This window comes from Kitasatospora sp. NPDC018058 (assembly GCF_044327205.1).
GTDB lineage: Bacteria > Actinomycetota > Actinomycetes > Streptomycetales > Streptomycetaceae > Kitasatospora.
Genome location: NZ_JBIRFA010000069.1, coordinates 1 through 22,762, shown reverse-complemented (window position 1 = coordinate 22,762; position 22,762 = coordinate 1). Strand labels below are relative to the sequence as shown.

The 22,762-nt window shown below is 70.5% G+C and carries 21 protein-coding genes and 3 pseudogenes; 8 read left to right on the top strand and 16 right to left on the bottom strand.

The genetic code is table 11. The features are described from left to right. Nucleotides 1–76: 76 nt before the first annotated feature. Nucleotides 77–322 (bottom strand): Sec-independent protein translocase subunit TatA, encoded by a 246-nt coding sequence (gene tatA, locus ACH4E7_RS42520; protein ID WP_396254581.1) that lies wholly within the window; start codon nucleotides 320–322, stop codon nucleotides 77–79. Nucleotides 323–355: 33 nt separating this feature from the next. Between tatA and ACH4E7_RS42515 the strand changes: the two genes are divergently transcribed. Then, nucleotides 356–745 (top strand): FAD-dependent oxidoreductase, encoded by a 390-nt coding sequence (locus tag ACH4E7_RS42515; RefSeq protein ID WP_396254580.1) that lies wholly within the window; start codon nucleotides 356–358, stop codon nucleotides 743–745. Between the two features lie 363 nt (nucleotides 746–1,108). Continuing rightward, nucleotides 1,109–2,470 carry an APC family permease gene (locus ACH4E7_RS42510; protein WP_396254579.1) on the top strand — a complete coding sequence of 454 codons (1,362 nt, stop codon included), beginning with the start codon at nucleotides 1,109–1,111 and terminating at the stop codon, nucleotides 2,468–2,470. Between the two features lie 250 nt (nucleotides 2,471–2,720). On the opposite strand, the gene ACH4E7_RS42505 is transcribed toward ACH4E7_RS42510, so the two are convergent. Both ACH4E7_RS42505 and ACH4E7_RS42500 read right to left on the bottom strand, forming a co-directional pair. Then, nucleotides 2,721–2,906 carry a hypothetical protein gene (locus tag ACH4E7_RS42505; protein ID WP_396254578.1) on the bottom strand — a complete coding sequence of 62 codons (186 nt, stop codon included), beginning with the start codon at nucleotides 2,904–2,906 and terminating at the stop codon, nucleotides 2,721–2,723. Between the two features lie 177 nt (nucleotides 2,907–3,083). Next, nucleotides 3,084–3,206: a hypothetical protein gene (locus ACH4E7_RS42500; protein WP_396254577.1), complete on the bottom strand. Its 123-nt coding sequence runs from the start codon at nucleotides 3,204–3,206 to the stop codon at nucleotides 3,084–3,086. Between the two features lie 11 nt (nucleotides 3,207–3,217). Here ACH4E7_RS42500 and ACH4E7_RS42495 point away from each other — a divergent pair. Continuing rightward, nucleotides 3,218–3,938 (top strand): annotated as a pseudogene (locus ACH4E7_RS42495) (flavin monoamine oxidase family protein). 129 nt (nucleotides 3,939–4,067) lie between these two features. On the opposite strand, the gene ACH4E7_RS42490 reads toward ACH4E7_RS42495, so the two are convergent. From ACH4E7_RS42490 to ACH4E7_RS42470, 5 genes and pseudogenes are all read right to left on the bottom strand, one after another. Continuing rightward, nucleotides 4,068–4,304 carry an FAD-dependent oxidoreductase gene (locus ACH4E7_RS42490; RefSeq protein WP_396254582.1) on the bottom strand — a complete coding sequence of 79 codons (237 nt, stop codon included), beginning with the start codon at nucleotides 4,302–4,304 and terminating at the stop codon, nucleotides 4,068–4,070. Nucleotides 4,305–4,516: 212 nt separating this feature from the next. Beyond that, nucleotides 4,517–6,160: a serine/threonine-protein kinase gene (locus ACH4E7_RS42485; RefSeq protein WP_396254576.1), complete on the bottom strand. Its 1,644-nt coding sequence runs from the start codon at nucleotides 6,158–6,160 to the stop codon at nucleotides 4,517–4,519. A gap of 365 nt (nucleotides 6,161–6,525) precedes the next feature. Continuing rightward, on the bottom strand, nucleotides 6,526–7,959 hold the full coding sequence (locus tag ACH4E7_RS42480; protein WP_396254575.1) for a flavin monoamine oxidase family protein: 1,434 nt from the start codon (nucleotides 7,957–7,959) through the stop codon (nucleotides 6,526–6,528). A gap of 758 nt (nucleotides 7,960–8,717) precedes the next feature. Beyond that, nucleotides 8,718–9,251, bottom strand: coding sequence for a TetR/AcrR family transcriptional regulator (locus tag ACH4E7_RS42475; RefSeq protein WP_396254574.1), 534 nt, complete (start codon nucleotides 9,249–9,251; stop codon nucleotides 8,718–8,720). A gap of 238 nt (nucleotides 9,252–9,489) precedes the next feature. After that, nucleotides 9,490–10,293: pseudogene (locus ACH4E7_RS42470) on the bottom strand (dolichyl-phosphate beta-glucosyltransferase); the annotation flags it as partial. A 489-nt stretch (nucleotides 10,294–10,782) separates the two neighbouring features. On the opposite strand from ACH4E7_RS42470, the gene ACH4E7_RS42465 reads away from it, so the two are divergent. Beyond that, nucleotides 10,783–12,576, top strand: a complete 1,794-nt coding sequence (locus tag ACH4E7_RS42465; protein ID WP_396254573.1) for a carbohydrate-binding module family 20 domain-containing protein — start codon at nucleotides 10,783–10,785, stop codon at nucleotides 12,574–12,576. A gap of 276 nt (nucleotides 12,577–12,852) precedes the next feature. On the opposite strand, the gene ACH4E7_RS42460 is transcribed toward ACH4E7_RS42465, so the two are convergent. Genes ACH4E7_RS42460 through ACH4E7_RS42435 form a run of 6 tightly spaced genes read right to left on the bottom strand, consistent with a single transcriptional unit; the run spans nucleotide 12,853 to nucleotide 17,964 of the window. Beyond that, nucleotides 12,853–13,338, bottom strand: coding sequence for a hydrogenase maturation protease (locus tag ACH4E7_RS42460; protein WP_396254572.1), 486 nt, complete (start codon nucleotides 13,336–13,338; stop codon nucleotides 12,853–12,855). Further along, nucleotides 13,335–14,696 carry a Ni/Fe hydrogenase subunit alpha gene (locus ACH4E7_RS42455; RefSeq protein ID WP_396254571.1) on the bottom strand — a complete coding sequence of 454 codons (1,362 nt, stop codon included), beginning with the start codon at nucleotides 14,694–14,696 and terminating at the stop codon, nucleotides 13,335–13,337. Before ACH4E7_RS42455 ends, ACH4E7_RS42460 begins: the two co-directional genes overlap by 4 nt. Continuing rightward, nucleotides 14,693–15,532 carry an oxidoreductase gene (locus tag ACH4E7_RS42450; protein ID WP_396254570.1) on the bottom strand — a complete coding sequence of 280 codons (840 nt, stop codon included), beginning with the start codon at nucleotides 15,530–15,532 and terminating at the stop codon, nucleotides 14,693–14,695. Before ACH4E7_RS42450 ends, ACH4E7_RS42455 begins: the two co-directional genes overlap by 4 nt. 1 nt (nucleotide 15,533) lies before the next feature. After that, nucleotides 15,534–16,352, bottom strand: coding sequence for an FAD/NAD(P)-binding protein (locus tag ACH4E7_RS42445; protein WP_396254569.1), 819 nt, complete (start codon nucleotides 16,350–16,352; stop codon nucleotides 15,534–15,536). Continuing rightward, nucleotides 16,349–16,801: a cyclic nucleotide-binding domain-containing protein gene (locus tag ACH4E7_RS42440; protein ID WP_396254568.1), complete on the bottom strand. Its 453-nt coding sequence runs from the start codon at nucleotides 16,799–16,801 to the stop codon at nucleotides 16,349–16,351. The genes ACH4E7_RS42445 and ACH4E7_RS42440 overlap by 4 nt, the downstream gene beginning before the upstream one ends. Continuing rightward, nucleotides 16,798–17,964, bottom strand: coding sequence for a 4Fe-4S dicluster domain-containing protein (locus tag ACH4E7_RS42435; protein WP_396254567.1), 1,167 nt, complete (start codon nucleotides 17,962–17,964; stop codon nucleotides 16,798–16,800). The genes ACH4E7_RS42440 and ACH4E7_RS42435 overlap by 4 nt, the downstream gene beginning before the upstream one ends. Nucleotides 17,965–18,786: 822 nt before the next feature. Between ACH4E7_RS42435 and ACH4E7_RS42430 the strand changes: the two genes are divergently transcribed. The 4 genes and pseudogenes from ACH4E7_RS42430 to ACH4E7_RS42415 all read left to right on the top strand — a co-directional run. Next, nucleotides 18,787–19,008: a hypothetical protein gene (locus ACH4E7_RS42430; RefSeq protein WP_396254566.1), complete on the top strand. Its 222-nt coding sequence runs from the start codon at nucleotides 18,787–18,789 to the stop codon at nucleotides 19,006–19,008. Next, a complete protein-coding gene (locus tag ACH4E7_RS42425; protein ID WP_396254565.1) occupies nucleotides 19,005–20,024 on the top strand; it encodes a 1-phosphofructokinase family hexose kinase in 1,020 nt (339 codons plus the stop codon). Before ACH4E7_RS42430 ends, ACH4E7_RS42425 begins: the two co-directional genes overlap by 4 nt. Nucleotides 20,025–20,199: 175 nt before the next feature. Then, nucleotides 20,200–20,754 carry a hypothetical protein gene (locus ACH4E7_RS42420; protein ID WP_396254564.1) on the top strand — a complete coding sequence of 185 codons (555 nt, stop codon included), beginning with the start codon at nucleotides 20,200–20,202 and terminating at the stop codon, nucleotides 20,752–20,754. 101 nt (nucleotides 20,755–20,855) lie between these two features. After that, a pseudogene (locus ACH4E7_RS42415) lies at nucleotides 20,856–21,032 on the top strand (GAF domain-containing protein); the annotation flags it as partial. Nucleotides 21,033–21,410: 378 nt separating this feature from the next. Here ACH4E7_RS42415 and ACH4E7_RS42410 read toward each other — a convergent pair. Together ACH4E7_RS42410 and ACH4E7_RS42405 are read right to left on the bottom strand one after the other, a co-directional pair. Beyond that, a complete protein-coding gene (locus ACH4E7_RS42410) occupies nucleotides 21,411–22,391 on the bottom strand; it encodes an Acg family FMN-binding oxidoreductase (protein ID WP_396254563.1) in 981 nt (326 codons plus the stop codon). Between the two features lie 21 nt (nucleotides 22,392–22,412). Further along, the coding region (locus ACH4E7_RS42405; RefSeq protein WP_396254562.1) for an SHOCT domain-containing protein at nucleotides 22,413–22,762 on the bottom strand (350 nt) is incomplete at its 5' end.

The window sequence follows — 22,762 nt, the reverse complement described above, 5'->3', positions numbered from 1 at the left end:
GTCCGCTGCCTAATCAGACGGGCTTGGACCCTCTACCGCTGGGACACCCGGCCTCGAAGCCCCCGCATCCGATGACCTACTGGCGGACGCCCTTAGCCAGAGCAGTTGTAGCGACCGCCGGCGGGTTCGGCTCTGCCGACCCCGTATTCGGCTCCTCTACGGGTGGACCGTCCTCACGCATGGCCGCCGTCTCGGCCTTCAGGATGCGCATCGACTTCCCCAGCCCGCGGGCCATCTCGGGCAGTTTCTTGGAACCGAAGAGCAGCACCAGGACCGCCACCATCACCAGGACGTGCCAGGGCTCCAAGCCATTGCGCAGCATCTCTGCACCACCAGATCTTTCGTACTCGTTTCGATGCCGCACCAAGGACGGCCCTTGCGCGCCCCCTCCCGGGCTCAACCTGGCTCGGCCGAGTTCTTCAGTCATTGCACGGGGTCGGACCGCGATCGCCGTCGAGGGCAGGTGGAGACACGGGCCGGCCCTTGCCGGCCACGTGCTTGCAGAGCCGGTCCCGTGCCGGCCCTCGCACCTCGGGGGTGGCACGAGGACCGGGGTCCGGATCCGGGCAGTTGCTCCGACCGGCCGCCGAGGGCTTCGGCGGTGGTAGCGGAGTGTGCAGAAGAAGCTGCACCCATCGACAGCCGGGTGCACTTCGCCGGAGAGGCGACCAACCGCCAGTCCTTCGCCACCGTCCACGGCGCCTACCTGTCGGGGGTCCGCGCGGCCAAGGAGATCGCCGGCTGACACAGTCGGCCGCATCAGCCCCGCGTGCCGGACCGCGAGTCGCCCAGTCGCCGGCCGGGCCGGGTCGGCCGGCGACGGTGGCGGTGGCGGTGCGGCGTCGGGGATAGCCCGCTGCGAAGTGAGGGCGGTGGAGCGGCTAGCATGCAGGGCCGAGCGCTTCGGAAGTGGTCCATGATCGCCGATGCGCGGACTTTCACCAGTGTCTCCACCAGGTGTGCCGCAGCGTGGTTCCACGGAGATGACCACCCGGCCCGTTGTCCGTCGTCTGCCAGATCAAGGTAAGCAATGCCACCGAACGCCACTGTTGCGACCACAGCAGCCGCTCCGACGGTGCCGTCGTTCTCCCCGCCCAGGAACGTGAGGATGGCGCCCCTGGTGGCGCTCATCTTCTTCAGCGTCTCCGGCGGGGCCTACGGCATCGAGGGCCTGTTCTCCACCTCCGGGCCCGGTATAGGCCTGCTGCTGCTCCTGGTGACACCCCTCGTCTACAGCGTTCCGCATGCGATGGTCTGCGCCGAACTCGGCACCGCGATCCCGGTCGACGGCGGCTACTACCACTGGGTCCGGCGCGGGCTGGGACGCTTCTGGGGCTTCCAGCAGGGCATGCTCAGCTGGCTGGGCGGCTTCGTGGACCTGGCCGTCTACCCGGTCCTGTTCACTAACTACCTGCAGTCCTTGGTCGACTGGGCCGCACCGGGCAAGCACGTGCTGTTCACCGCGGGCCACCTCCAGTTCGACCTGCACTGGTTCGTCTGCCTCGCCGTCATCACCGCCTGCGTGCTGCTCAACCTGACGGGCACCGCCGGGGTCGGCCGCACCTCCGTCGTGCTCGCGGTCGTCTGCCTCGCTCCGCTGCTACTGCTGAGCGTCGCCGGTCTCACGCACGTGCTCGGCGACGGCGCCGGCCCCGGTAGCGTCGCCCAGCTGACCAGCCGCCCCGACCAGTCGATGGCGAACGCCTTCGGCGCCGGGCTCTTCCTCGCCATGTGGAACTACAGCGGTTGGGACGACGTCTCGGCCTTCACGGGCGAGATCGACAACCCGCGCAAGAACCTGCCGCGAGCACTCGCCCTGTCGATCGTGGCCATCACGGTCGGATACCTGTTCCCCGCACTCGCCTCGCTCACACTCGGGGCGGACGGCCCGGCCGGCTGGAAGAACTGGCACAGCGGTTCCTTCTCGGACGTGGGCGGAGCCCTGGGCGGACCGTGGCTGCGGACCGCCGTGACGGTCGGCGGCATGCTCGCCTCGGCCGCGATGTTCTCCGCGCTCCTCACCTCCAGCGCCCGGGTACCCTTCGTCCTCGCGCAGGACGGCTACTTCCCGGCCTGGGCGGCGAGGAGGACCCCCCGCCGCCAGGTCCCGGTCATCTCGCTCATCGGCTCGTCCGCGATCTACGCCCTGTTCTGTCTGAGCAGCTTCAGCAGTCTGATCGTCGTCGACGTCTTCCTCGCCAACATCACGCTCCTGCTCGAAGTCGCCGCGCTCATCGCGCTGCGCGTGCGCGAGCCGGACCTGGATCGTCCCTACCGCGTCCCCGGCGGACCCCTCGGCCTGTCCCTGGTCGCCCTGAGCCTGACCGGTGTCTGCGCCTGGGCCGCATGGCAGCAGTTCACGGAGAACGGCACCAGGGCGGTGACCTACTGCCTCGTCGCCGTCGGAGCCTGCGCGCTGCTCTACCCCCTCATGGCCAGGCGCCGCCGCCTCGCGGGCGCAGAGGTGTAGCCCCGCGGAGAAGCACAGGCCAACCCGTCGGCCGGCCGGGGTCCACGCCGTACGCGTCCCTGTCGTACGCGCGCCTCCGCACCGGACAAGCCGATGCGCACCAACTGACATGACGTCATTCCTGTAACAGGCCGCGCTACATGCTGCCCCTGCCTGGCAGGTGGCGGTGCGCACCACACTGGGCCGACTCCGCGAACTGCGGAGCCGATCCATGTGCACCGCCGAGGGAGCCCCCCATGTCAGCTGCCGATCAGTCCACGACCGTCCAGGATCCGCCTATCCACCAGTCTCTGAAGGCCGGGTCCGTCGGCGTGGTCGGGGTCGTGTTCATGGCTCTGGCCACCGCCGCGCCGATCACCTCGATGACCGGCAACCTGCCGGTCATCATCGGCAGCGGCAGCGACCTGCACGCACCTGCCGGCTTCCTCTTCGTCACCCTGGTCCTGGTCGTCTTGACCGTCGGGTACGTGGCGATGGCCCGGCACATCACCACGGCGGGGGCCTTCTACGGTTTCGTCTCACACAGCCTGGGTCGGGTAGTCGGCATGGCCTCGGGGCTGCTCGCGGTGCTCGCGTACGTGGTGTTCGAGTCCTCGATCGTGGGCATCTTCGCCTACTTCTCCCAGCAGAGCGTCCAGTCGGAGTTCGGCGTGCACTGGCCGTGGCAGGCCTTCGCGCCGGCGATGCCGGCGGTCACCGCGCTCCTGTCGTACTTCGACCTGGAGGTGGCAGCCAAGGTCCACGGCAGTGGCGCGCAACGCCGACGGTGGCCAGACCCTCACCTTCGCGGTAGACGGCCCCGGCACCCGGACCGTCACCGCGGACCACACCGTCCTCGCCGTCCCGCTGCCCGTGCTCCAGCAGCGCGTCGACCTCTCCCGAGCCGGGCTCGACCCGAGGATGCGGGGCGTGCTCGACCGGTTCACGATGGGCTACTGCACCAAGCTCAACATGCAGTTCACCTCCCGCCCCTGGAAGGGCACCAGCCCCTGGCCCGGCGTCTCCAGCAGCGAGTGCTTCTCCGACCTGCCGTTCCAGCAGGCCTGGGACGTCACCTGCGGCCAACGCGGCACCCACGGCATCCTGGTCCAGTACGGCGGCGGCACCCCCGCCTCCTCGCTCACCCCGCCCCGGGCCTTCACCGACGCCTCCGCCCCATACACGGCGGACCTCGTCCGCACCTACCTCGGCCAGATCGACCAACTGTGGCCCGACACCGCGGCCGTGTGGAACGGACGGGCCACCCTCTCCGCCTTGCACCTCGACCCGTACACCTACGGGGCCTACTCCTACTGGCCGGTGGGCTACCTCACCACCTACGCCGGCTACGACGGCCCAGGGCCGACTGCACTTCGCCGGCGAGCACACCTCCTACGACTTCCAGGGCTTCATGGAGGGCGGCGCGAAGACCGGCGCCCGGGCGGCCCAGGAAGTCCTGACGGCGATCGGCGCCCGCAAGAAGGCGTGACATCACGTGTCGGGGCGGCCTGGACCCCGGCCGCCCCGACACCGTCGCATCCCGAACCCGGCTCTTCCGCAGGCGCTTCTTCCACCGACAAGGTCAGCTGCCGCGCCCCGGGACCCGCCGGGCGACGGCTCAGCCGGCGATCTCCTTGGCGGCGCGGACTCCCGAGAGGTAGGCGCCGTGGACGGTCGCGAAGGAGGACCGGTGCGTGGCCTCGCCGGCGAAGTGGACGCGCTCGTCGGTCCGGGCCGCCAGCTGGTCGCGCATCATCGGCGTGGAGCCGACCTTGTTGTACGAGTACGAGCCGCGCGCGTAGGGGTCGGAGGCCCAGTGGGTGATCTGGTAGTCCGTCGGCTGGGGGGGAAACAGCGGCGGTGCATCGTCATTGGCTGTCTACCGATCTGCGACCTGTGTACGGACTTTCGCGAAACGTCAGCGCGTGCTCCAATGCGCTCGCCGACGTGCAGGAAGTAGGGATCCCACAGCCTCCGACGGGCCGCCCGGCCGCTCCGACGGCTCGGATGGCGAAGGAGCCGCAGGCCCAGCCTTGCCCTACGGGTTCGGGTGCCCGCAACAGGCGGTCAGGTGGCGTGGTGGTAGTAGGTGATGGAGACCTTGACCGGGCCGTCGGTCGTGGCGGTGGTGAGGGTGCGGACGATGGCGATGTCCTGGGCGCCGTGGGAGCGGACGCAGAAGGTGCGGTCGGCGCGCAGGGTGGTGAAGGACAGGGTGGAGGTCGGCTGTGTTTCGACGCCCTTGAGGCAGTCGGGGAGCGTGAGAGGGCCGGGCGGGGGGATGTAGGCGTCGCTGTCTTCGGGGATGTAGAAGGCGTCGGGCTGGCGGGCCAGGTACCAGGACGAGGTGTCCTGGGTGACCTTCCCGGTCTTGAGGTCGAACTCGTGGTCGCGGTCGGGGGAGGTGAGTTCGAGGTTCGCGTATACGGCGGTGTAGCCGGGGGCCGCGGATGCAGGGGTGGGAGAGGGGGTGGGGGTGGGTGCGGCGGACGGGGGGAGGCTGCTGGCGGTGGCGGCGGGCTGGTCGGCGGAGTCGTCGAAGTACTCGGTGTAGTCGAGCAGGAAGAAGGCCGCCGCGGCGCCGATGAGGAGGGTGGCCGTGGTGACGAGCAGGGTGCGGGCGCCCCGGCGCGCGGTGGCCGCGGCCCTGCGTCCGGTCGTGGGGGCCGGTTCCGGGAGTGCGGGCTCCGGCTGCAGTCGGGTGGATGCCGGGGCGGGCAGGACGTGGGCGGTCGGGGCCTCGGCCTGGGCCTGATCGAGGGCGGTGACCGGCGGGGCGGGTGTGGCCGGCAGGTCGGTGTGGCGGTTCAGTTCGCCGCTGACCTGCGGGGGCAACCAGCCGTCGGAGAAGCGCAGTTCGGCGCCGGTGGCGGGATGGCTGCGGGCGGCCTCGATCAGCCAGGCGGTGCCGGGCCGGTCCTCGGGGTTCTTGGCCAGGCAGTACCGGACCAGCTCGTGCAGTCCGTGCGGCAGGCGGGAGAGGTCGGGTTCCTCGTGGACCGCCCGGTAGAGAGCGGTGGGCTCGGGCCCGTCTCCGAAGGGGGACACGCCGGAGCCGATGAAGGCGATCAGGGCGCCCAGGGCGAAGACGTCGGTGGCCGGGGTGGCGGGCTGTCCGAGGGCCTGCTCGGGGGCCATGAAACCGGGCGAGCCGATGCGCAGGCCGGTGCCGGTAAGCGGGCTGGCGTCGGCGGCGCGGGCGATGCCGAAGTCGATGACGCGGGGGCCGTCGGCGGCCACCAGGACGTTGCCGGGTTTGAGGTCGCGGTGGACGACGCCTGCGGTGTGGATCGCCTGCAGGGCCTCGGCGACGCCGGCGAGCAGCAGCAGGACGGTGCGCTCGGGCAGTGGGCCATGACGTCGGACGACCCGGTCGAGGGAGGGACCGGGCACGAAGGTGGTGGCGAGCCAGGGGGAGGCGGCGTCGGTGCCCGCGTCGACCACCTGGGCGGTGTAGAGGCTGTGGATGCGGCGGGCGCTGGCGACCTCCTGGGCGAAGCGGTGCCGGAACTCGGGGTCCTCGGCGAGTTCGGGCCGGACCACCTTGAGCGCGACCGGGCGCCCGCCGGGGGTGTACGCGAGGTACACGCGCCCCATGCCGCCCGCGCCGAGCCGCGCACGCAGCCGGTACCCGCCGACCTCGCCGGGGTCGTCCGGAGTCAGCGCCTCGAAGGCCGAGGAAGACGGGACGCCGAAGGGCTGCGCGGTCATGAATGTGCTCCAGCAAGTCGTGCAGTGGGGATGGGGACGCGGTGGCACGGGCGGCGGCTCTGGCGCCCAGGTGCCCGTCGGCGTCCGGAATCGCACCGGATCATATGCGGTAGCGATCACTGCCCTGGGCGGGCCCGTTCGACCGGTCGTGCAGGGTGTCGCGGCAGGTCACGAGGGCGTGTTCGGGCTGCGGGGCGCCGCGCCGCACGCCCCCGCCGGCGCGTCCGGGGGTACGCACCGACGGGGGCTGCCGTCCCGCGGGCGCCACGGGTCGCCCGGCGGGGTCCTGGTGGACGGCAGCCGGGTCGTTCCCCGTAGCCCACACGACGGGGAACGATCCGGGTTCCGTCACTCGGTGGGCCGGTTCAGCCGGCAATCTCCTTGGCCGCGCGCAGGCCCGACCGGTAGGCGCCGTGGACGGTGGCGTAGTCCTTGCGGTCCGTCGCCTCGCCCGCGAAGTGCACCCGGCCGTCGACGGCGGCCGCCAGCTGGTTGCGCATCTCGGACGTGGCGCCGAGCTTGGTGAAGGAGTACGAGCCGCACGCGTACGGGTCGGAGGCCCAGCGGGTGATCTGGTAGTCCGTCGGCTGGGGGATGTTGCCGCCGTAGATGGTCTTCAGGGTGCTCATGGCGCTGTCGACGATCTGGGCATCGCTCCAGCCCTCGATCGTGCGGCCGAAGTCGGCGGCGTTGAAGCCGAGCAGCACCGGCTGGCCGGTGGGGCGGGCGACGTTGATCCACTGGGCCCACTGGCCGTACTTGTTCAGGTCCGGCACGTACTCCAGCCAGTCGGTGTCCGCCCAGAACACCTTGGGGAAGCGCAGGTAGCACTTGTTGAGGACACCCGTGCCGAGCTTGCCGATGGCAGTGGTCTTGGCCTGGGGCAGAGCGGGGCCGAACTTGACCGCCCCGCTCTGCAGGACACCCAGGGGCAGTGTGACCACCACGTGGTCGGCCTGGAAGGCGCCCTTGTCGGTGGTGACCGTCACACCGTCGGAGTTCCAGTCGATCTGCTTGACGACCTGCCCGGTCTGCACCGACAGCCCCTTGGCCAGGTAATCGGTGACGGCGCCGTAGCCGCCCGGGAACAGGACGTCCTTGCCCTTGATCTTGGCGTCGTCATCGAAGTACAGGCCCGACATCTGGTCGACGCTGCCCGAGTACTCGTGCTCGTAGTCGTTCAGCGCGTAGGAGACCAGGGCCTTGTCGCTGTCCGAGAGCTTCGACCAGCCCACCGCGTTCTGGACTACGCTGCGGATCGAGGCGTCGTCGTCGTCCTTCTTCTGGAAGGACGACAGCGCGTCGGCAGTAGCCTTCCGCCAGCGATCAAGCGCCTGCGCCTGGGCGCCCTCGATCTCCTGGCCGCTGGCGAGGTAGTCGGTGGCGCTTTCGAGGTCGGTCACCACCGTCTTCGCGCCGGCCTTCTTGGCCAGATCGGTGATCGGGTTGCCGTCGATGCCGTGGATCCACGACGCGCCGAGATCGAGCGGTGTGCCGGACCACTTCTGGCTGGTCCAGATCCGCCCGCCGATACGGTCGCGCGCTTCGAGCACCGACACGTCGTGCCCCTTGTCGGCCAGGTACCGGGCAGCGCCCAGGCCGCTGATCCCGGCGCCGACGACGATCACCTTCTTGCGCCCGGCCGGGCCCGGCGTCCCGTTACCTTCGCCGCCGGCCCCGCTGCCCCCGCTGTCGCCGTCGTCCCCGTTGTCGCCGCAGGCGGACAGGGAGGCGAGAAGGGCGAGACTGGGAACTCCCAGGCCTACGCTCCGCAGGAAGTGCCGGCGATGCATCGTCATGGCTGTTGACCGATCTGCTTTCTGTCACGGGTCGATACGAGGGTGTCGCCGAACGCTGCGTTGCGTTCGTCGGGACCGCCCGTGGGCGAGGAAGCCGCGCAGGCTTCAAAGGGGCACCCGGTCTTGCCGGGGACGGCCTCCTGCACCGTGGCGGGCATGGGCTCGCCGGCCCACCGGCGTACGCCGAGTGGGACGCCGACCAGCAGCACCCCGCCTCGCCAGTAACGAGGCCGATGCAACAAAGGATACTTTGAAACAGCAATGTGTCAACAGAGGCACTGGCGGCTGGCGAGTTCTACCAGGACGCCCGGAGGCGCGCCGGCCGAGACACGGTGAGCCGATCGGCGTTTCCGGAGGGTGTTCGATGTTCGGGCCGGCTTACTGGGCGGATGCTCAGGAATCGATGGCGGCTGCCGCGTGGTCGAGCGGGGATTGCGTGGGCGGTGATTGCCGCTGTCGTGGTGGTCGCGGTGGCGTGCGGGGTCGGGCTGCTGGCATTCTGCGCCGATGTCAAGAGCCAGCCCGGCGGGATCAGCACCGGGGCTGCGGACGCTGCAGCATGGACGCCGCCCGGTCCTTGGCCAGGACCGGGATCGCCGAGTCCAGGACCTCTGTCGCGTCGGTACGCATCGCCGATCCAACTCCCCCATGCCTATTGGCACATTGATGCCTCAATATAGCCTCGGAGCTGCCCACGCCGCCATGGGCGGATCGCGAAGTCCGCACGCAGGAGCCGGATTCGAGCCTCCGGGAGACGGTCAGGCGGCCGCGCCGTGGAGCAGGATCGCCGTGATGAAGTCCGGAGCCTGGCGGGGACCCATGTTGCCTTCGAGGGTCAGCTCCCATGCGGTCTCGGCCAGACCGCAGAAGGTCGAGGCCAGCCAGGTGGCCGGCATGTCGTTGCGCAGCAGTCCGGCGCTCTGGCCGCGTTTGAAGAGCTTGACGGTCCGGTCGAAGATCGCGTCGGCCCGGGTGCTGGCTTCGGGCACGCCGAGGACGTCGGGTTCGACGTAGACGAGGTTCCACAGCTGGGCGAATGGCGGGTATTCGGCGACCAGGGTGGCGAGCACCTGCTGCATGGTGTCGGCCTCGGCGCAGGACAGGGCCCGGTCGCAGTCGTCGAGGATCTTCGCGGCCATGGCCTGCACCAGGTGCTGGCGGGTGGGGAACAGGCGGACCAGGGTCGCCCGGCTGATGCCCGCCCGCTTGGCGATGACCTGCATGGACGCCGCCCGGTCCTTGGCCAGGACCGGGATCGCCGAGTCCAGGACCTCTGTCGCGTCGGTACGCATCGCCGAGCCAACTCCCCATGCCTCTATTGACACATTGATGCCTCAATGTATCCTCTGCGGTATCAGCCTCATTGTACTGAAGAGAGGGGTTGCCGCTGTTCCCCGCGGTCTGACCTGCTCCTGGTTGTGCGCGGCTCTTTCGCGTCCACGCCGTTTTCGCCGTGGAACCACCCGGCGCCCGACTGGAGCACCGTCAGTCCGGCCCCGGCCGCCGCCATGTCCTCACGGCAGCGAGTCGGCGCGGGTTGTGTCCGCTCCACCGGGTGCGGATGTCGGCGAGCGCCTTGCCGACCCGCCACACCCCTTTCAGGTCCTCGGTCGCGGTCCTGGCGATGTGCACCGTCGAGTTCGGGTCGTCGACCCAGTCGACCGGCACCTCGTGGATGCGCAGACCGGCCCGTTCGGCGAGCACCAGCATCTCGGTGTCGAAGAACCAGTTGGTGTCCTGCACCATCGGCAGCAGCACCTCGGCCACCTCGCGCCGGATCGCCTTGAAGCCGCACTGGGCGTCGGAGAAGCGGGCGGCGAGTGACCGGCGCAGGATCTGGTTGTACGCACGGGAGATGAACTCCCGCTTCGACCCCCGCACGACCCGTGAGGTGAGGGCCAGCCGCGAGCCGATCGCCAGGTCCGAGTGCCCGGAGATCAGAGGCGCGACCAGAGGGAGCAGCGCGTTGAGGTCGGTCGACAGGCCGACGTCCATGTAGGCGAGGACCGGTGCGTCGGAGGCGGACCAGACGGTGCGCAGGGCACGCCCGCGGCCCTGCTGCTCCAGCCGGAAGCAGGTCACCTCGTGGATCGAGTGCGCCAGCCGCGCGGCGATCTGCGGGGTCCGGTCGGTGGAGCCGTTGTCCGCGACGGTGATGCGGAAGCCGTAGGGGAAGGTGCGCATCAGGTGGCCGTGCAGCCGCCGCACGCACCCCTCGATGTCCTTCTCCTCGTTGTGGACGGGGATCACAACGTCGAGAACGGGCGCCCCGCCGATGCCGGCGGGGAGGTGCTCCCGTGCCGGGAGGGTTGCTGTCCAGGAGTCCGTGTGCATGCTCCGACACTCGCCGGGCGCCCTGTCACACGGGTGTGCCGAACCTGTGCCGCAGCTGTGAATCCACCCCCCTCCCCTGTCGGCCCAACCGGACCGCTCGGCACGCCCCTGCAGCGCCGGCCCCGGGCACGCTCGCTCCGGTAATAGTTTGCTGCAACTTGCGGTAAGAATTTCCACCGATTTCTTGACGCCGTAATACCGGGCGCGAGATGGTCTGCTCGCGGCGGATCCCCCGGTCACCGGGGTGGCCGCCGCGCAGTGAGGAGTCAGGCGGGTTCGCGGCCGCACGGCTCCCGGTCGTCGACGCCGCCGAGCGGGACCTCGGCGGATCGTACGGCCATTCCGTACCGGGCGGCGTCGCGAGCCGGCCCGGACACACCCCCACCCCCGGCTCCACCACGGCCTCCTGGTTCCAGCGCGCGACGGTGCGCTCGCCTCGTGCTACCCGGTTGCCCGTGGCCGGGCCGCCAGCACAGGAGAAACCCCCACATGAAGCGACCACGCCCTCGCGCCCGAACCACCCTGATGGCGGTCGGCGCCCTGCTCGCCGGCGCCGTCCTGCCGCTCACCGTCCAGACCGCCGCCCACGCCACCGGCACCCCCGACGGCGGCGACGTGATCGCCAACCTCTTCGAGTGGAACTGGCCGTCCGTGGCCAGCGAGTGCACCAACGTGCTCGGCCCGAAGGGCTACGGTGCCGTCGAGGTGGCTCCGCCCGAGGACTCGATCCGCCTCTCCGGCTCCCACCCCTGGTGGGAGGTCTACCAACCGATCGGCTACGACCTGAACAGCCGCATGGGCACCGCGGCGCAGTTCGCGTCCATGGTCACCACCTGCCACAACGCGGGCGTCAAGGTGTACGCGGACGCCGTGCTCAATCACATGGCCGGCAACAACAACACCAGCACCGACTCCTACGGTGGCGACAGCTTCAACTCCGCCACGGAAACGTACTCCCAGCCCGGCTACACCTCAGCCGACTTCCACAGCTACCCGGGGAACTGCCCCAACTCCAACCTGTCCATCACGGACTGGAACAACCAGACCCAGGTCCAGGAGTGCGACCTCTCCAGTCTGGAGGACCTCTACACCGAGACCACCCACGTCCGCACCACCGAGGCCGGCTACCTCAACAGCCTGATCAGCGTGGGCGTGGACGGCTTCCGGATGGACGCCGCCAAGCACATCGCGGCGGCCGACATGGCGGCGGTCCTGTCCCAGGTGAACAACACCACCTGGACCGGGTCCCGGCCGTACGTCTACCAGGAGGTGATCCCCGGCAGCAGCAACAGCGCGCTGCAGCCGAGTGGGTTCGAGTCCAACGGCAGCGTGATCGAGTTCACCTACGCCAAGGACCTGAAGAGCCAGTTCACCGGCAACATCGCCAACCTCAAGTCCTTCGGGCAGAGCTGGGGCCTGGAGCCGGCGTCCGCCTCGACCTCGATGGTGACCAACCACGACACCGAGCGCGACGGCTCGACGCTCAACTACAAGTCCGGCACGCCCTACATCCTGGCCAACCTGTTCGAACTGGCCTGGGGTTACGACGTGCCGCAGGTGTACGCCAGCTTCGCCTGGACCAACAGCGACGACTCCCCGCCGTCCGACTCCAACGGGTTCGTGACCAACACCGACTGCTCCAGCGGCTGGTTCTGCACGGACCGCACCCAGGGCATCGCCAACATGGTGGGCTGGCACAACGCCGTGGCGGGCCAGTCGGTCAGCAACTGGTACGACGACGGCTCCAACTTCATCTCGTTCAGCCGGGGCAACCGGGGCTGGATCGCGATCAACAACGAGTCCAGCGCCAAGACCGTGACCGTCGAGACCGGCCTGGCGGCGGGCACGTACTGCGACATCATCCACGGCAACCTGACCGTCTCCACCGGCGCCTGCACCGGCTCGACCGTCACGGTCGGCACCAACGGCACCGCCACCATCACCGTCCCGGCCAACGACGCCATGGCGCTGTACAGCCCGACGGCCGTCTCCGGCACGGTCGGTGAGACCTTCAACGTCAACGAGACCACCAGCTGGGGCCAGAACGTCTACCTGGTCGGCTCGATCCCCGCGGTGGGCAGCTGGAACACCTCCCAGGCCGTCCCGCTCTCCTCGCAGAACTACCCGACCTGGAACGGCACGGTCACCCTGCCGGCCAATACCTACATCGAGTACAAGTACATCATCAAGAACTCCGACGGCTCGATCACCTGGGAGCCGGGCAACAACCACTCCTTCACCACCGGCAGTTCGGGCAACGGGGCACTGAACGACACCTGGTAGCCCACCGACACCGACGCACCGCCGAACCAGGGGCCCACCTGTCCGGCGGTGTGAGAGGAGGGCCGGGCGACCCGGTCCTCCTCCCCGGTTCCCGCCGGCTGCGGCTGTCTCGGTTCCCGGACGACCAGCCACCGAGCTGATCAACCGTTCGGGCGACTGTACGCTCATCGTGCTGGGACACCGCAGCCGTGGCGGGTTCGGCGCGGTCGCGGTGTTGAAGGAGCGATACCTGCTACGCGATCGCCACGGGACAGTGGTCGAGTCCGTGGCCGTGTCTCAGCCGAGTCGCGAGCGAAGACGCCGGTGTGCGAGCTGGACGGCTGTGGCCACCCGGTCGACCAGGTCCGGTAGTGCCGCTTGGACCGGGGCACTGAGTCCGGGGCCGAGGCCCAAGTCCTCGCCCTCCACCGCGTGGACCACGAGTTCGAGGGGCATCCGGTCGAGCGCGGCTGCCAGGGCGACGGTCTCGCCGAGGCCCAGGCCGTGGCTGCTGGCCGGGCCGCTCGCGCACCTGGCGGTCGCCTCGGCGTCCAGGGTGTGCAGCCGCCCCGGGTTGCCGGGGTGCGCGTGCACGGTCTCGACCACGATCACTCGGTCCTGGCCGGTCCAGTGGCCCAGCATTCGGCCGGGCTCGCCGTCGCTGACGGCGAGCAGCGTCTCCTCGGGGACCTGTCCGCTCAGCGCTTCGACGACGGCCGGGCCTGCTCCGTCGTCCCGGCGGTAGGAGTTCCCGACGCCGATCACGACGACCCGGCCCGTCATACCCGGTCCACGGTCAGGTGGAGGAAGTGAGCGGAGCAGGAGATGCACGGGTCGTGGTTGCGGATGGCCCGTTCGCACAGTGTGGTCAACTCCTCGTCGGTGGGTGGGTCGCCGGGACGGTCCAGGCGGGACTGCACCAGTCGTCGCAGGTCCTCCTCGATCGCCGCTTGGTTCTGGGCGGTTGGCGGGATGATCCGGGCGAGGGTGAGGGTGCCGTCCGGGTCCATGGCGTAGCGGTGGTAGAGGAGGCCGCGTGGCGCCTCGGTGGCGGCGCAGCCTTCGGCCGGGTGCGGGGGGACGTCGACGTGCGGTCGGGGTGGCGGTTCGTAGGCGTCGATGATCCGCAGTGCTTCCTCTACCGAGTGCACCACTTCGACGGCGCGGACGATGATGCTGCGGAAGGGGTTGCGGCATACCGCGCCGGTGGCCGGGTCGCCGAGTCCGGCTGCCCGTGCGGCTTCGGCGGCGGTCGGGTGCAGCCAGCGGCCGCTGACGGCGTACCGGGCGAGTGAACCGGTGAGGTGGTGTCTGCCGTCGAGGCTCGATCTGAGGGCGGTGGAGTGGGGGACGTGTTCCTCGACCACGTGCTGTTCGAACTCTCCGACGGGGAAATGGCGTTGTGCGGCAGACTGGTTCCTGGTGGTGCCGTCGGTCAGGCTCAGGGCGGTGGGTGCACCGGAGTCGATGGCGTACCGGCCGCTGTCCTGCATGGCCAGCAGTTCGCAGTCGATTTCCGCGTCGGGGAAGTCGAAGCCCGCCACCCAGCGCACTGTTTCCAGTGCGTCGTCCCGTGCTCGGCGCAGCTTCTCGGCCAGCGGTGCGAGTTCGTTTCGCGTCGGTACCCGGTAGAAGCCGCCGAGTCGGACGTTGACCGGGTGGATGGCGCGGCCGCCGAGCAGTTCCATGACGGCGTTGCCGGCTTGTTTGATCCGCAGGCCCCGCTCGACGGGTTCACGCTGCTCGCGGGCGAGTTCGACGGCGCTCGGGTGGCCGTGGAAGTCGGGGGCGTGGAGGAGGTGGATGTGCAGGGACTGGCTCTCGATCCACTCGCCGTAGTAGAGCAGGCGGCGCAGCTCGGCGAGTTGGCCGTCGACGGACACCCCGCAGGCGGCCTCGACGGCCTGGCAGGCGGTCATCTGGTAGGCGACGGGGCAGATTCCACAGATCCGGGAGGTGATGTCGGGCGGTTCGGTGTGCCCTCGGCCGATCAGGAACGCCTCGAAGAAGCGCGGTGGTTCGTAGATCCGCAACCGGGTGTCGGTGACTTCGCCGTCGCGGATGGCCAGGTGCAGGGCGCCTTCGCCCTCCACTCGGGCGAGTGCGTCCAGGCGCAGGATCCGCTCTCCCCGGTGGCTCATCGGGTCTCCCTGTCGGTCGAGTCGTCCTGGTGGACGAGGTCGGGTAGCTCGGCGTACTCGGGGGAGGCTGCGTTGAAAGTCCGGAAGACCCGCAGGACGTCCCGCTCGTCCATGCCGTCGTGCTGGAGCTGGCGCACCATCGCCGCCATGTTGAGGCTGTTGGACGGTCCGAAGCAGCCGTAGCACCCTCGGTCGTAGGCCGGGCAGATGGCGCCGCAGCCGGCGTGGGTCACCGGCCCGAGGCACGGGGTGCCGTGGGCGACGGTGATGCAGGTGGTGCCGCGCCGCTTGCACTCGGAGCAGACGCTGTTCGCCGGGATGTTCGGCTTGCGTTCGGCCAGGTAGGCGGTGATCACCTCCAGCAGCTGGCGGCGGTCGATCGGGCAGCCGCGCAGCTCGAAGTCGACCGGTACGTGGGCCGAGATGGGGGTGGAGGTGGCGAGCGTGGCGATGTACTCGGGGTGTGCGTAGACGGCGGCGCGGAACTCGGTCACGTCCGCGAAGTTGCGCAGGGCCTGGATGCCGCCGGCGGTGGCGCAGGCGCCGATGGTGACCAGACGGCGGGAGATCTGCCGGATGCGGCGGATCCGCCGGGCGTCCTCGGCCGTGGTGACGGAGCCTTCGACCAGGGAGAGGTCGTACGGTCCGACGCCGTCCAGGGTGGCCGACCCGGCGCCGCCCGAGCCCTCGGCGCCGGACATCTCGAGGAAGTGCGAGATCTGTACCTTTTCGGCGAGGCCGAGCAGTTCGTCCTCGCAGTCGAGCAGGGTCAGCTGGCAGCCGTCGCAGGAGGCGAACTTCCAGACCGCGAGGGTGGGGATCCTGTCGTCGGTCATGTCACAACTCCCGCACGGTGAGGAGGGACTGGGATCGGGCGTAGTCGACCACCGGTCCGTCCAGGCACAGCAGGAGCGGTCCGAGCTGGCAGTGGCCGCAGTGGCCCGTGCCGCACTTCATGTTCCGTTCCAGCGACACCTGGATGCGCCGCGCGGGCACACCTCGGGTGAGCAGTTCCTGCGCAGTATGGCGGATCATCACCTCAGGTCCGCAGAGCAGTGCACGGGTGTCGTCGCCGAGCGGTTCGATCCGGTCGAGCAGTCCGGTGACGACACCGACGGCGCCGTGCCAGCCGGGGGTGGGGCGGTCGACCGTCACCTCCACCCGGGCCGAGGTCCGCCAGCTCTCCAGCTCATCCCGGTAGAGGAGGTCCTCGGCGGTGCGGGCGCCCACCAGGACGCGGAGACTGCCGTACCGCTCCGGGTGGTCCAGCACCTGGTGCACCACCGGGCGCAGCGGAGCCAGTCCGATGCCGCCGGCGATCACCAGGATGTCGGCCCCGGTCGCCGAGTCGAGGTCCCAGCCGGTGCCGTAGGGTCCGCGCAGGCCGACGACGTCGCCGGGTCGCAGTCGGCACAGTGCCCCGGAGACCGCGCCGACCGCGCGGACGGTGTGCACCAGGGCGCCGTTCCGGCTTCGGATCGCGCTGACCGAGATCGGAACCTCGCCGATGCCGAAGGCGTAGACCATGGCGAACTGTCCCGGTAGGAAGGCCGGCAACACAGCCTCGACGGGTTGCAGTTCAAGCGACACGGCGTCCGCGGTCTCCGGTCGGAAGGCGGTCACCCGGTACGGGAGCGGTGGCGTGACAGTGGTCATGGCGTGCCCGGGCGAGGTGCGTAGAGGTCGAGCAGGCGGATGCGGGTGGCCTGGAGCCGTTCGGCGATCACCTCGGCGCAGCGCAGGGTCAGTTGGTGCCCGAGGGCGGGGTCGGCCGTGCACAGCGCTCGGACCTGGTCGGCGGGGAACTCCCAGGCGTCCACCGGTCCGAGTGCCTGCGCGCCCAGGTGCCAGCGGTAGGGCGGGAAGAGCCAGGACCAGCCGAGGAGCTGGCCCGGCCCGATGGTCTCCACGATCGGCGGCGGGCGGCCGGGTACGTACAGGTCGAGGGCGACCTCACCGGAGCGGATCACCCAGAAGCGGTCGGCTTGCCCTCCCTCGTCGAACAGCCGCCTGCCCGGAGGGAAGGAGCTGTCGCGGGCGAGGGCGAGCAACCGGTCCCGGTGCACCTGAGGCAGCACATCGAGCAGGAACGGCAGCTCGGTCATGCGGGTGCCTCACCCTCGCCTGCCGACCGGTTGGCCCAGTCGTGCAGGGCGGCCGCCTCCTCGGTGATGTCGATCGCGACGGGGCACCAGACGATGCACCGGCCGCAGCCGACGCACCCCGAGGAACCGAACTGGTCGTACCAGGTGCCCAGTTTGTGGGTGAGCCACTGCCGGTAGCGACTGTGCGAGGAGGCGCGCACCGTCCCGCCGTGCAGGTAGGAATGATCCAGGTCGAAGCAGGAGTCCCACAGCCGCCAGCGCTCGGCATGGTCGCCGGTCAGGTCGGTGACGTCCTGGGTGGTGGTGCAGAAGCAGGTCGGGCAGACCATGGTGCAGTTGCCGCAGGTCAGGCACCGGGATGCGACGTCGTCCCAGCGCGGGGCGTCGAGCGTGCCCGCCATCAGCTGGTGCAGGTCGGCCTCGGGCATGGTGCGGCCCATCCGGTCGGCGGCGGCGGACACCTGTGCGCGGGCGGCGGCGCGGGTGGCGGCGTCGGCACTCCTGCCGGGGATCTCGGCGAGGACCTCGGTGCCCTCCGGGCTGCCGCTGCGGATCCAGAACCGGTGGCCGCCCTCGTCGTCGACCAGCTCGGTGAGCACCAGGTCGTAGCCGGGGCCGGCCGCCGGCCCGGTGCCCATGGAGACGCAGAAGCAGGTGGCTCCGGGCTCGGTGCACTCCACCGAGACCAGGAACGCTCCCGAGCGCCGCCCCTGGTAGGTCGGGTCGGCGTGCCGGCCGCCGGTGAGGACCCGGTCCTGGACGGCGATGGCGCGCAGGTCGCACGGGCGGACACCGAGGAAGGCGTAGCGGGGCGGCGGGGTGTCGTCCGCCTCGAAGGTCAGCTGTTCGTCGGTGCGTTCGGTCCGCCACTGGCGGACCCGGGCGGGGTGCAGGTAGGTCTTCCACGACTGCGGTCCGGCCGCGTTGGCAAAGGCCGCCGGGTCCGTGCGCTCCCGTAGCCTGTACTGCCCTGCCTCGAGTTCGACGCCCCAGCCGTAGGGCAGACTTTCGGCGGACTCCAGCTCGTCGAGCACGATGGCGCCGCCCCGTACGGTCGGACCGATCACGGTGAAGCCGCGGGAGCGCAGGACGTCGACCAGGGCGGCCAGGCCCTCCCGGTCGATCACGGCCTCGTCGGCTGCGGGAACCGTCGGAGTGCTCATCACGGCGTCCTCTCGTCGCTCATGGTCCCGCGCCCGCCCACGGGCGGTGGGGTTCCACCGGCTGTATCCGATCCGAGCCACTTCATCGCGGTGTACCTCCTTCTCCAGCGGTTCCGGTACGGCAAATCTCTGGCTGCCACCGGCCCATCTGTTGCACAGAACCGCTCGGATGAGCCGGATTTCGGGCCCGACACAGCGCCGATAGGGCCGTACGGGCAGGCCGGGCGACCTGGTCACAGCCTGAGCAGCATCGAACGGCCGCTCGACACCCCGACCTGGCCCAGGTCGTGAATCACCGGCTCGCGGCCACCCAGCAGCCGGGGCCGCCCCTCGTCCCGGTGGTCGAGGGCGGTGATCAGAGCGACCCGTTCCGCTCCCCCGCCTCCAGGACGGCAGGCGTGTCCGCGAACAGCACCGCGTGATCGGGCCGAGCCGGCCTACGGGTGATCCTCGACCTGGTCCCCAACCACTACTCCGACCGGCACCTCTGGTTCCGAGCCGCACTGGCCGCCGGCCCGGGCTCGCCGGATCGGGCCGCTTCCACTTCCGTCCCGGCCGCGGCCAACACGGCCAAGCTGGTCAGCGGCCAGCACCTCGCGGGTCGGCTACCAGCCCGCCTGAACTCCCGCACGCCCTGGCCTCCCCTTCCGAACACCGCCCAAGCAGTGCCGGAACCGAGGTACCCAATGCCACGCGCTGCCATCACCCTGATTCACGGGCCAGAGCACGCGCCGCCGACAACGGGAGCGCACTCCAGGTCGCACGATCCCGGCTCGCACGCCAGCATGGAAGGCAGGTCCGGCCTGAGTGAGGAGGGTAGGGATGGCTGGCGATCTGCTGCACGGACGCCTGCACCGGCGGCCCTCATTCCTGCGCCCGTTCAAAAACCTCCCCGTCGGCTCCCACCTCACGCCGACCACCATCAACGTCACCGGTGGTCTGCTGAAAGTCATGGCCGAGTACGACAAGGGTGGGCCTGCACTGAGCAGAGCAGGACGTCAGACGGTGGCTGTGGTGACAACGACCGCCGGGCCACGGCGATGAGCGCCGCCGCGGTACCGGGTCAGCCCGCGGTAGGGAGCAGCGGAAGAAGTTCGCTGCCGGAGACTCCGCCACCGATTCTCACCCTCACGCTGAACCCTACGGTCGACATCTGCTGCGACGTCGACCACTTGGTGGACATCGGCAAGACCCGTGCCCGGGTCAGGTACGTGGCCGCCGGCGGCGGAGGGATCAACGTCGCCCGCGGCGTGGCGCGGTTCGGGGGGCGGGCGACCGCCGTCCACACCGCCGGCCAGGAGATCGGCCAGCGCCTGAACCGGCTACTGGACGAGGAGGGCGTCGACCACCTCGCCCTCGGGATCGCGGGTGAAACCCGTGAAGCGTTCGTGCTGTTCGAGAGCGAGTCACGCCGCAGCTATCACATCGTGCCGCGCGGCCCGCGACTCGACGACGACGAGGGACGGCGCTGCCTGGACCTGCTGGAGCGGGCAGCGGGCGCCCACCGGTACGTCGTGGCCAGTGGCAGTCTGCCCGACGGCCTGCCCGACGACTTCTACACGACCGTCGCCCGCCGGGTCAGGGAAGCCGGCTCCAGACTGCTACTGGACACCTCGGGACCGGCCCTGCGCGAGTCGCTGCACGAGGCCGTCTTCCTGCGCAGATGCAACCGTAGCGAGGCCGCCTACCTCGTCGGCCGGGCCGTGCGGAGCTTCGACGACGCCCGCGCCGTCAACGAGCAGCTGCTCGCCGCCGGAGCAACCGAGGTCGCCATCACCACCCTCGGGGAACTCGGCGCGCTGTGCTCGACCGGTCAGGGGCACATGGAGCTGTATGCGCCGCCACCGCCCGGAGAGCCCCTCAGCGACGCCGGGGCCGGGGATGGCATGATCGCCGCAATCGTCACCCGGTTGGCCGAAGGCGACGATCCGGTCGACGCCTGCGCGCTCGGGGTGGCCACAGCTGTCGCATCGATGCTCACCCCCGGCATCGAACCGTTCGACCGGGAGGTGGCCGAGTCCCTCCGCCCCGCAGTGCGGATCACCCGGCTCGGAGGCTGATGACCCCCGCCTGCCTGGACCCGTTCCGCCAGGGGTCGGCGGTCCGTCTGCCAACGACCGCCGGGCGGATCCCGGGCCCGACGATTCCGTCGGCATCACTACGGGTGGACGGGCCCACGACGGCCGACCGGCTCGTCGGCACCCGCCGCGCCGAGGGTAGGCGGCGGCGCAGGAGATGGAGGCTGAGGGCCGCGCAGAAGAGGGAGACGAGCAGGACCTGGGCACGCTCGGGAACGCCGACCGCCCGCGAGTCGGCCAGCACCATCGCAAGCGTCGGCGGCCGGGCATCAGCCGGGCGACCCTGGTCCGCCTCTTCCCCACCCGCCAGCACCTGGTACAGGCGATGGCCCGGAAGATCCTCGACGACTGCGACCGGGTCCTGACACGGGCCGAGGCCGACACAGCCGCTATGGAACAGGTCCTGGCCTCACTCGTCGCCGACTATCCGCCGTTCGCCCAGCTGTGGAACCTGGTCTACGTCGAACCCGACGTCCTGGGCGTCCCCGAGGCCAGCGCACGCGCAGAGACGATCTTCACGCGGACCGTCGAGCTCGTCCAACGCGGCCAGGACACCGGACTGCTGCGCAAGGACATGCCCGCCAGCTGGCTGGCCTCGACGTTCTGCGGCCTGGCCGAGACCGCCTGGGAACTCACCCTCGAAGGCCACATGGGCCCACGCCAGGCTCCCGACTTCATCGCCTCGATCCTGCTGCGTGGCGCGGCTGCCTGACCACCCAAGGCCCTTCGGCGGACGGCCCGGTACTGAATGAGGATGTCACCGTTGGTTCAGAGCCCTGGTCAGATCCCGGCTGGCCGCCCGCGGCATCGAGATCGGCCCACCCGGCCTCCTACGGTTTCCCGGCCCATCACCCGCCGATGCGGTCCTTCCTGGGGGTGCCGATCCGGATCCGGGACAGGGTGTTCGGCAACCTGTACCTGACCGAGAAACGCGGCGGGGGCGAGTTCGACGCCGAGGACGAGTCGGTGCTCGCCACCCTCGCCGTCGCGACGCGATCATGGCCGCACCACCTCACCCTGCCCTGCCCACTCTGCGGGCAGGGCAGGGTGAGGCAGCTTTCCTGGAGTACTTCGTGGATCCTCCCGGATGCTGGGATCCCGTGCTCGCCGCCCGCGTAAAGCACCACTTCGACTACTTCGACCTCGCTCACATGTCTTCCACCAGCGCCTCCGCACTGATCTCCGACATCCGGCGCCAGGTAGCACGGCTGGCCGGCGTCGGTGGGGGAAGGAGGTACGCGCCTATCTGGAGGACGAAGCGGAGACGATTCGCACCGGCGCAACGGCTGGGAGCGGGTTGCCTTCAACGCCCTCGCCGAGGACAGCTGGTTCTGCCGGGGCGAGTTCCTGACACCCAGTCCGTGAGCCTCAGGACGGTTCCAGCACCTCGCCGGGCGCCAGGCGGGGTGTCGGGGCTCCCTCGGGGCCGTAGCCGAGGCGGATCAACATCTGGACGTGGCCCGGGCGTTGGTGCGGGTCGCGGGTCTCCCAGCGCAGGTACGGCCACTCCATCGCCTGGTGCAGCAGGGAGGCGCGGACGCCGTGGACGGTGGCGGCGAGCAGAACGTGCTCCAGGGCGAGGCCGGCCCGCAGCCAGTCCTGCGGCGTGTCGTGGTCGGTGGTCAGGACGGCGATGCGCGGCTCGCGTTCGAAGGTGGCCGGGGTCTGGTGCTCGGCGGCGCGGATGGCGGCGAAGTCCCGCATCGGTAGGTGGCTGGCCAGGTCCTGGGGGCCGAGCGCGGCGAGCGGGATGCCGTAGGGCGGTGCGTCGCCGGTGCGGATCCAGCTGCGGCTCTCGTCGCGCTGAGCCTCGTCGGTGGTGTTGCGGCGCTCGGCCTCGGCGGTCAGGTGGAGCAGGCGAGCGGTCTCCGCGTGGTCGGGCAGGTGGAGGGTGGCGTCCTCGGCGCGGGTGGCGGTGGCGAGTTCGTCGAGGACGGCCGGCGGGACGGGTTCGTCGGTGAACGGTGTGCGGATGGTGTGCCGGTGCCAGATCGCCTCGTACAGCTTCTCGGTGCCCAGGACTGCTGCGGTGGCCGGAGTGTCGAGCCGAATGGTGGCGAGCAGGTCCGGTTCGGACGGGTCTGGTAGCAGCCGGATATCGGGCGCCCAGCCGAGGTGGCGGGCAGCGACCCGTAGGTTGAGGACGGCCGCGCCGACGGAGATGTGCAGCGCCCTGCCCTGCGGGTCGGCGGCCGGGACGGCCCGACTGCGGTCGGCCCGGACCTCCAGGGTCGAGGTGGCCGGCTCCAGCCGGAAGCGCCAGGGCTGACTGTTGTGGATCGAGGGCGCGGCGACCGCCGCGGCGACGAGGCTCTCCAGCGCGGCGGCATCGAGGGTAAGGGTGGGCATGCCGGCCTCCCGGGGGCGGCGTCAGCCGGAAGGGGACGGCTCGGCGCCCTCGCGCAGGGTGCCCAGGCGGGCGCGGTACTCGTCGGGGTCGATCTCGCCGCGGGCGAGGCGTTCGGCGAGCAGCTGTTCCGGCGAGGGCCGTTCGAGCGGCGCCGCGGGGGTCGGCGGGCCCGCCGGCGCCTGCCTCAGGTAGCGGACCAGGGCGACCGCGCCGAGCACGACCAGTGCCCAGAAGAGCAGCATGCCCACGGTCATCAGGCCGATGCCCCAGCCGTTCATGCCGGGGCCGTTCCAGTACATCATCGCCGCCTCCTCGGCCGTGCCGGGTGGACCACTTCCACCGTGCGGCCGGGCTCCGGTGAGGCGCTTGG

Coding starts and splice junctions, on each gene's coding strand:
- tatA (WP_396254581.1), bottom strand. CDS start 322: ATGCTGCGCAATGGCTTGGAGCCCTGGCACGTCCTGGTGATGGTGGCG.
- ACH4E7_RS42515 (WP_396254580.1), top strand. CDS start 356: ATGCCGCACCAAGGACGGCCCTTGCGCGCCCCCTCCCGGGCTCAACCT.
- ACH4E7_RS42510 (WP_396254579.1), top strand. CDS start 1,109: ATGGCGCCCCTGGTGGCGCTCATCTTCTTCAGCGTCTCCGGCGGGGCC.
- ACH4E7_RS42485 (WP_396254576.1), bottom strand. CDS start 6,160: ATGACCGCGCAGCCCTTCGGCGTCCCGTCTTCCTCGGCCTTCGAGGCG.
- ACH4E7_RS42480 (WP_396254575.1), bottom strand. CDS start 7,959: ATGACGATGCATCGCCGGCACTTCCTGCGGAGCGTAGGCCTGGGAGTT.
- ACH4E7_RS42475 (WP_396254574.1), bottom strand. CDS start 9,251: ATGCGTACCGACGCGACAGAGGTCCTGGACTCGGCGATCCCGGTCCTG.
- ACH4E7_RS42465 (WP_396254573.1), top strand. CDS start 10,783: ATGAAGCGACCACGCCCTCGCGCCCGAACCACCCTGATGGCGGTCGGC.
- ACH4E7_RS42460 (WP_396254572.1), bottom strand. CDS start 13,338: ATGACGGGCCGGGTCGTCGTGATCGGCGTCGGGAACTCCTACCGCCGG.
- ACH4E7_RS42455 (WP_396254571.1), bottom strand. CDS start 14,696: ATGAGCCACCGGGGAGAGCGGATCCTGCGCCTGGACGCACTCGCCCGA.
- ACH4E7_RS42450 (WP_396254570.1), bottom strand. CDS start 15,532: ATGACCGACGACAGGATCCCCACCCTCGCGGTCTGGAAGTTCGCCTCC.
- ACH4E7_RS42445 (WP_396254569.1), bottom strand. CDS start 16,352: ATGACCACTGTCACGCCACCGCTCCCGTACCGGGTGACCGCCTTCCGA.
- ACH4E7_RS42440 (WP_396254568.1), bottom strand. CDS start 16,801: ATGACCGAGCTGCCGTTCCTGCTCGATGTGCTGCCTCAGGTGCACCGG.
- ACH4E7_RS42435 (WP_396254567.1), bottom strand. CDS start 17,964: ATGAGCACTCCGACGGTTCCCGCAGCCGACGAGGCCGTGATCGACCGG.
- ACH4E7_RS42430 (WP_396254566.1), top strand. CDS start 18,787: ATGGCTGGCGATCTGCTGCACGGACGCCTGCACCGGCGGCCCTCATTC.
- ACH4E7_RS42425 (WP_396254565.1), top strand. CDS start 19,005: ATGAGCGCCGCCGCGGTACCGGGTCAGCCCGCGGTAGGGAGCAGCGGA.
- ACH4E7_RS42420 (WP_396254564.1), top strand. CDS start 20,200: ATGGAGGCTGAGGGCCGCGCAGAAGAGGGAGACGAGCAGGACCTGGGC.
- ACH4E7_RS42410 (WP_396254563.1), bottom strand. CDS start 22,391: ATGCCCACCCTTACCCTCGATGCCGCCGCGCTGGAGAGCCTCGTCGCC.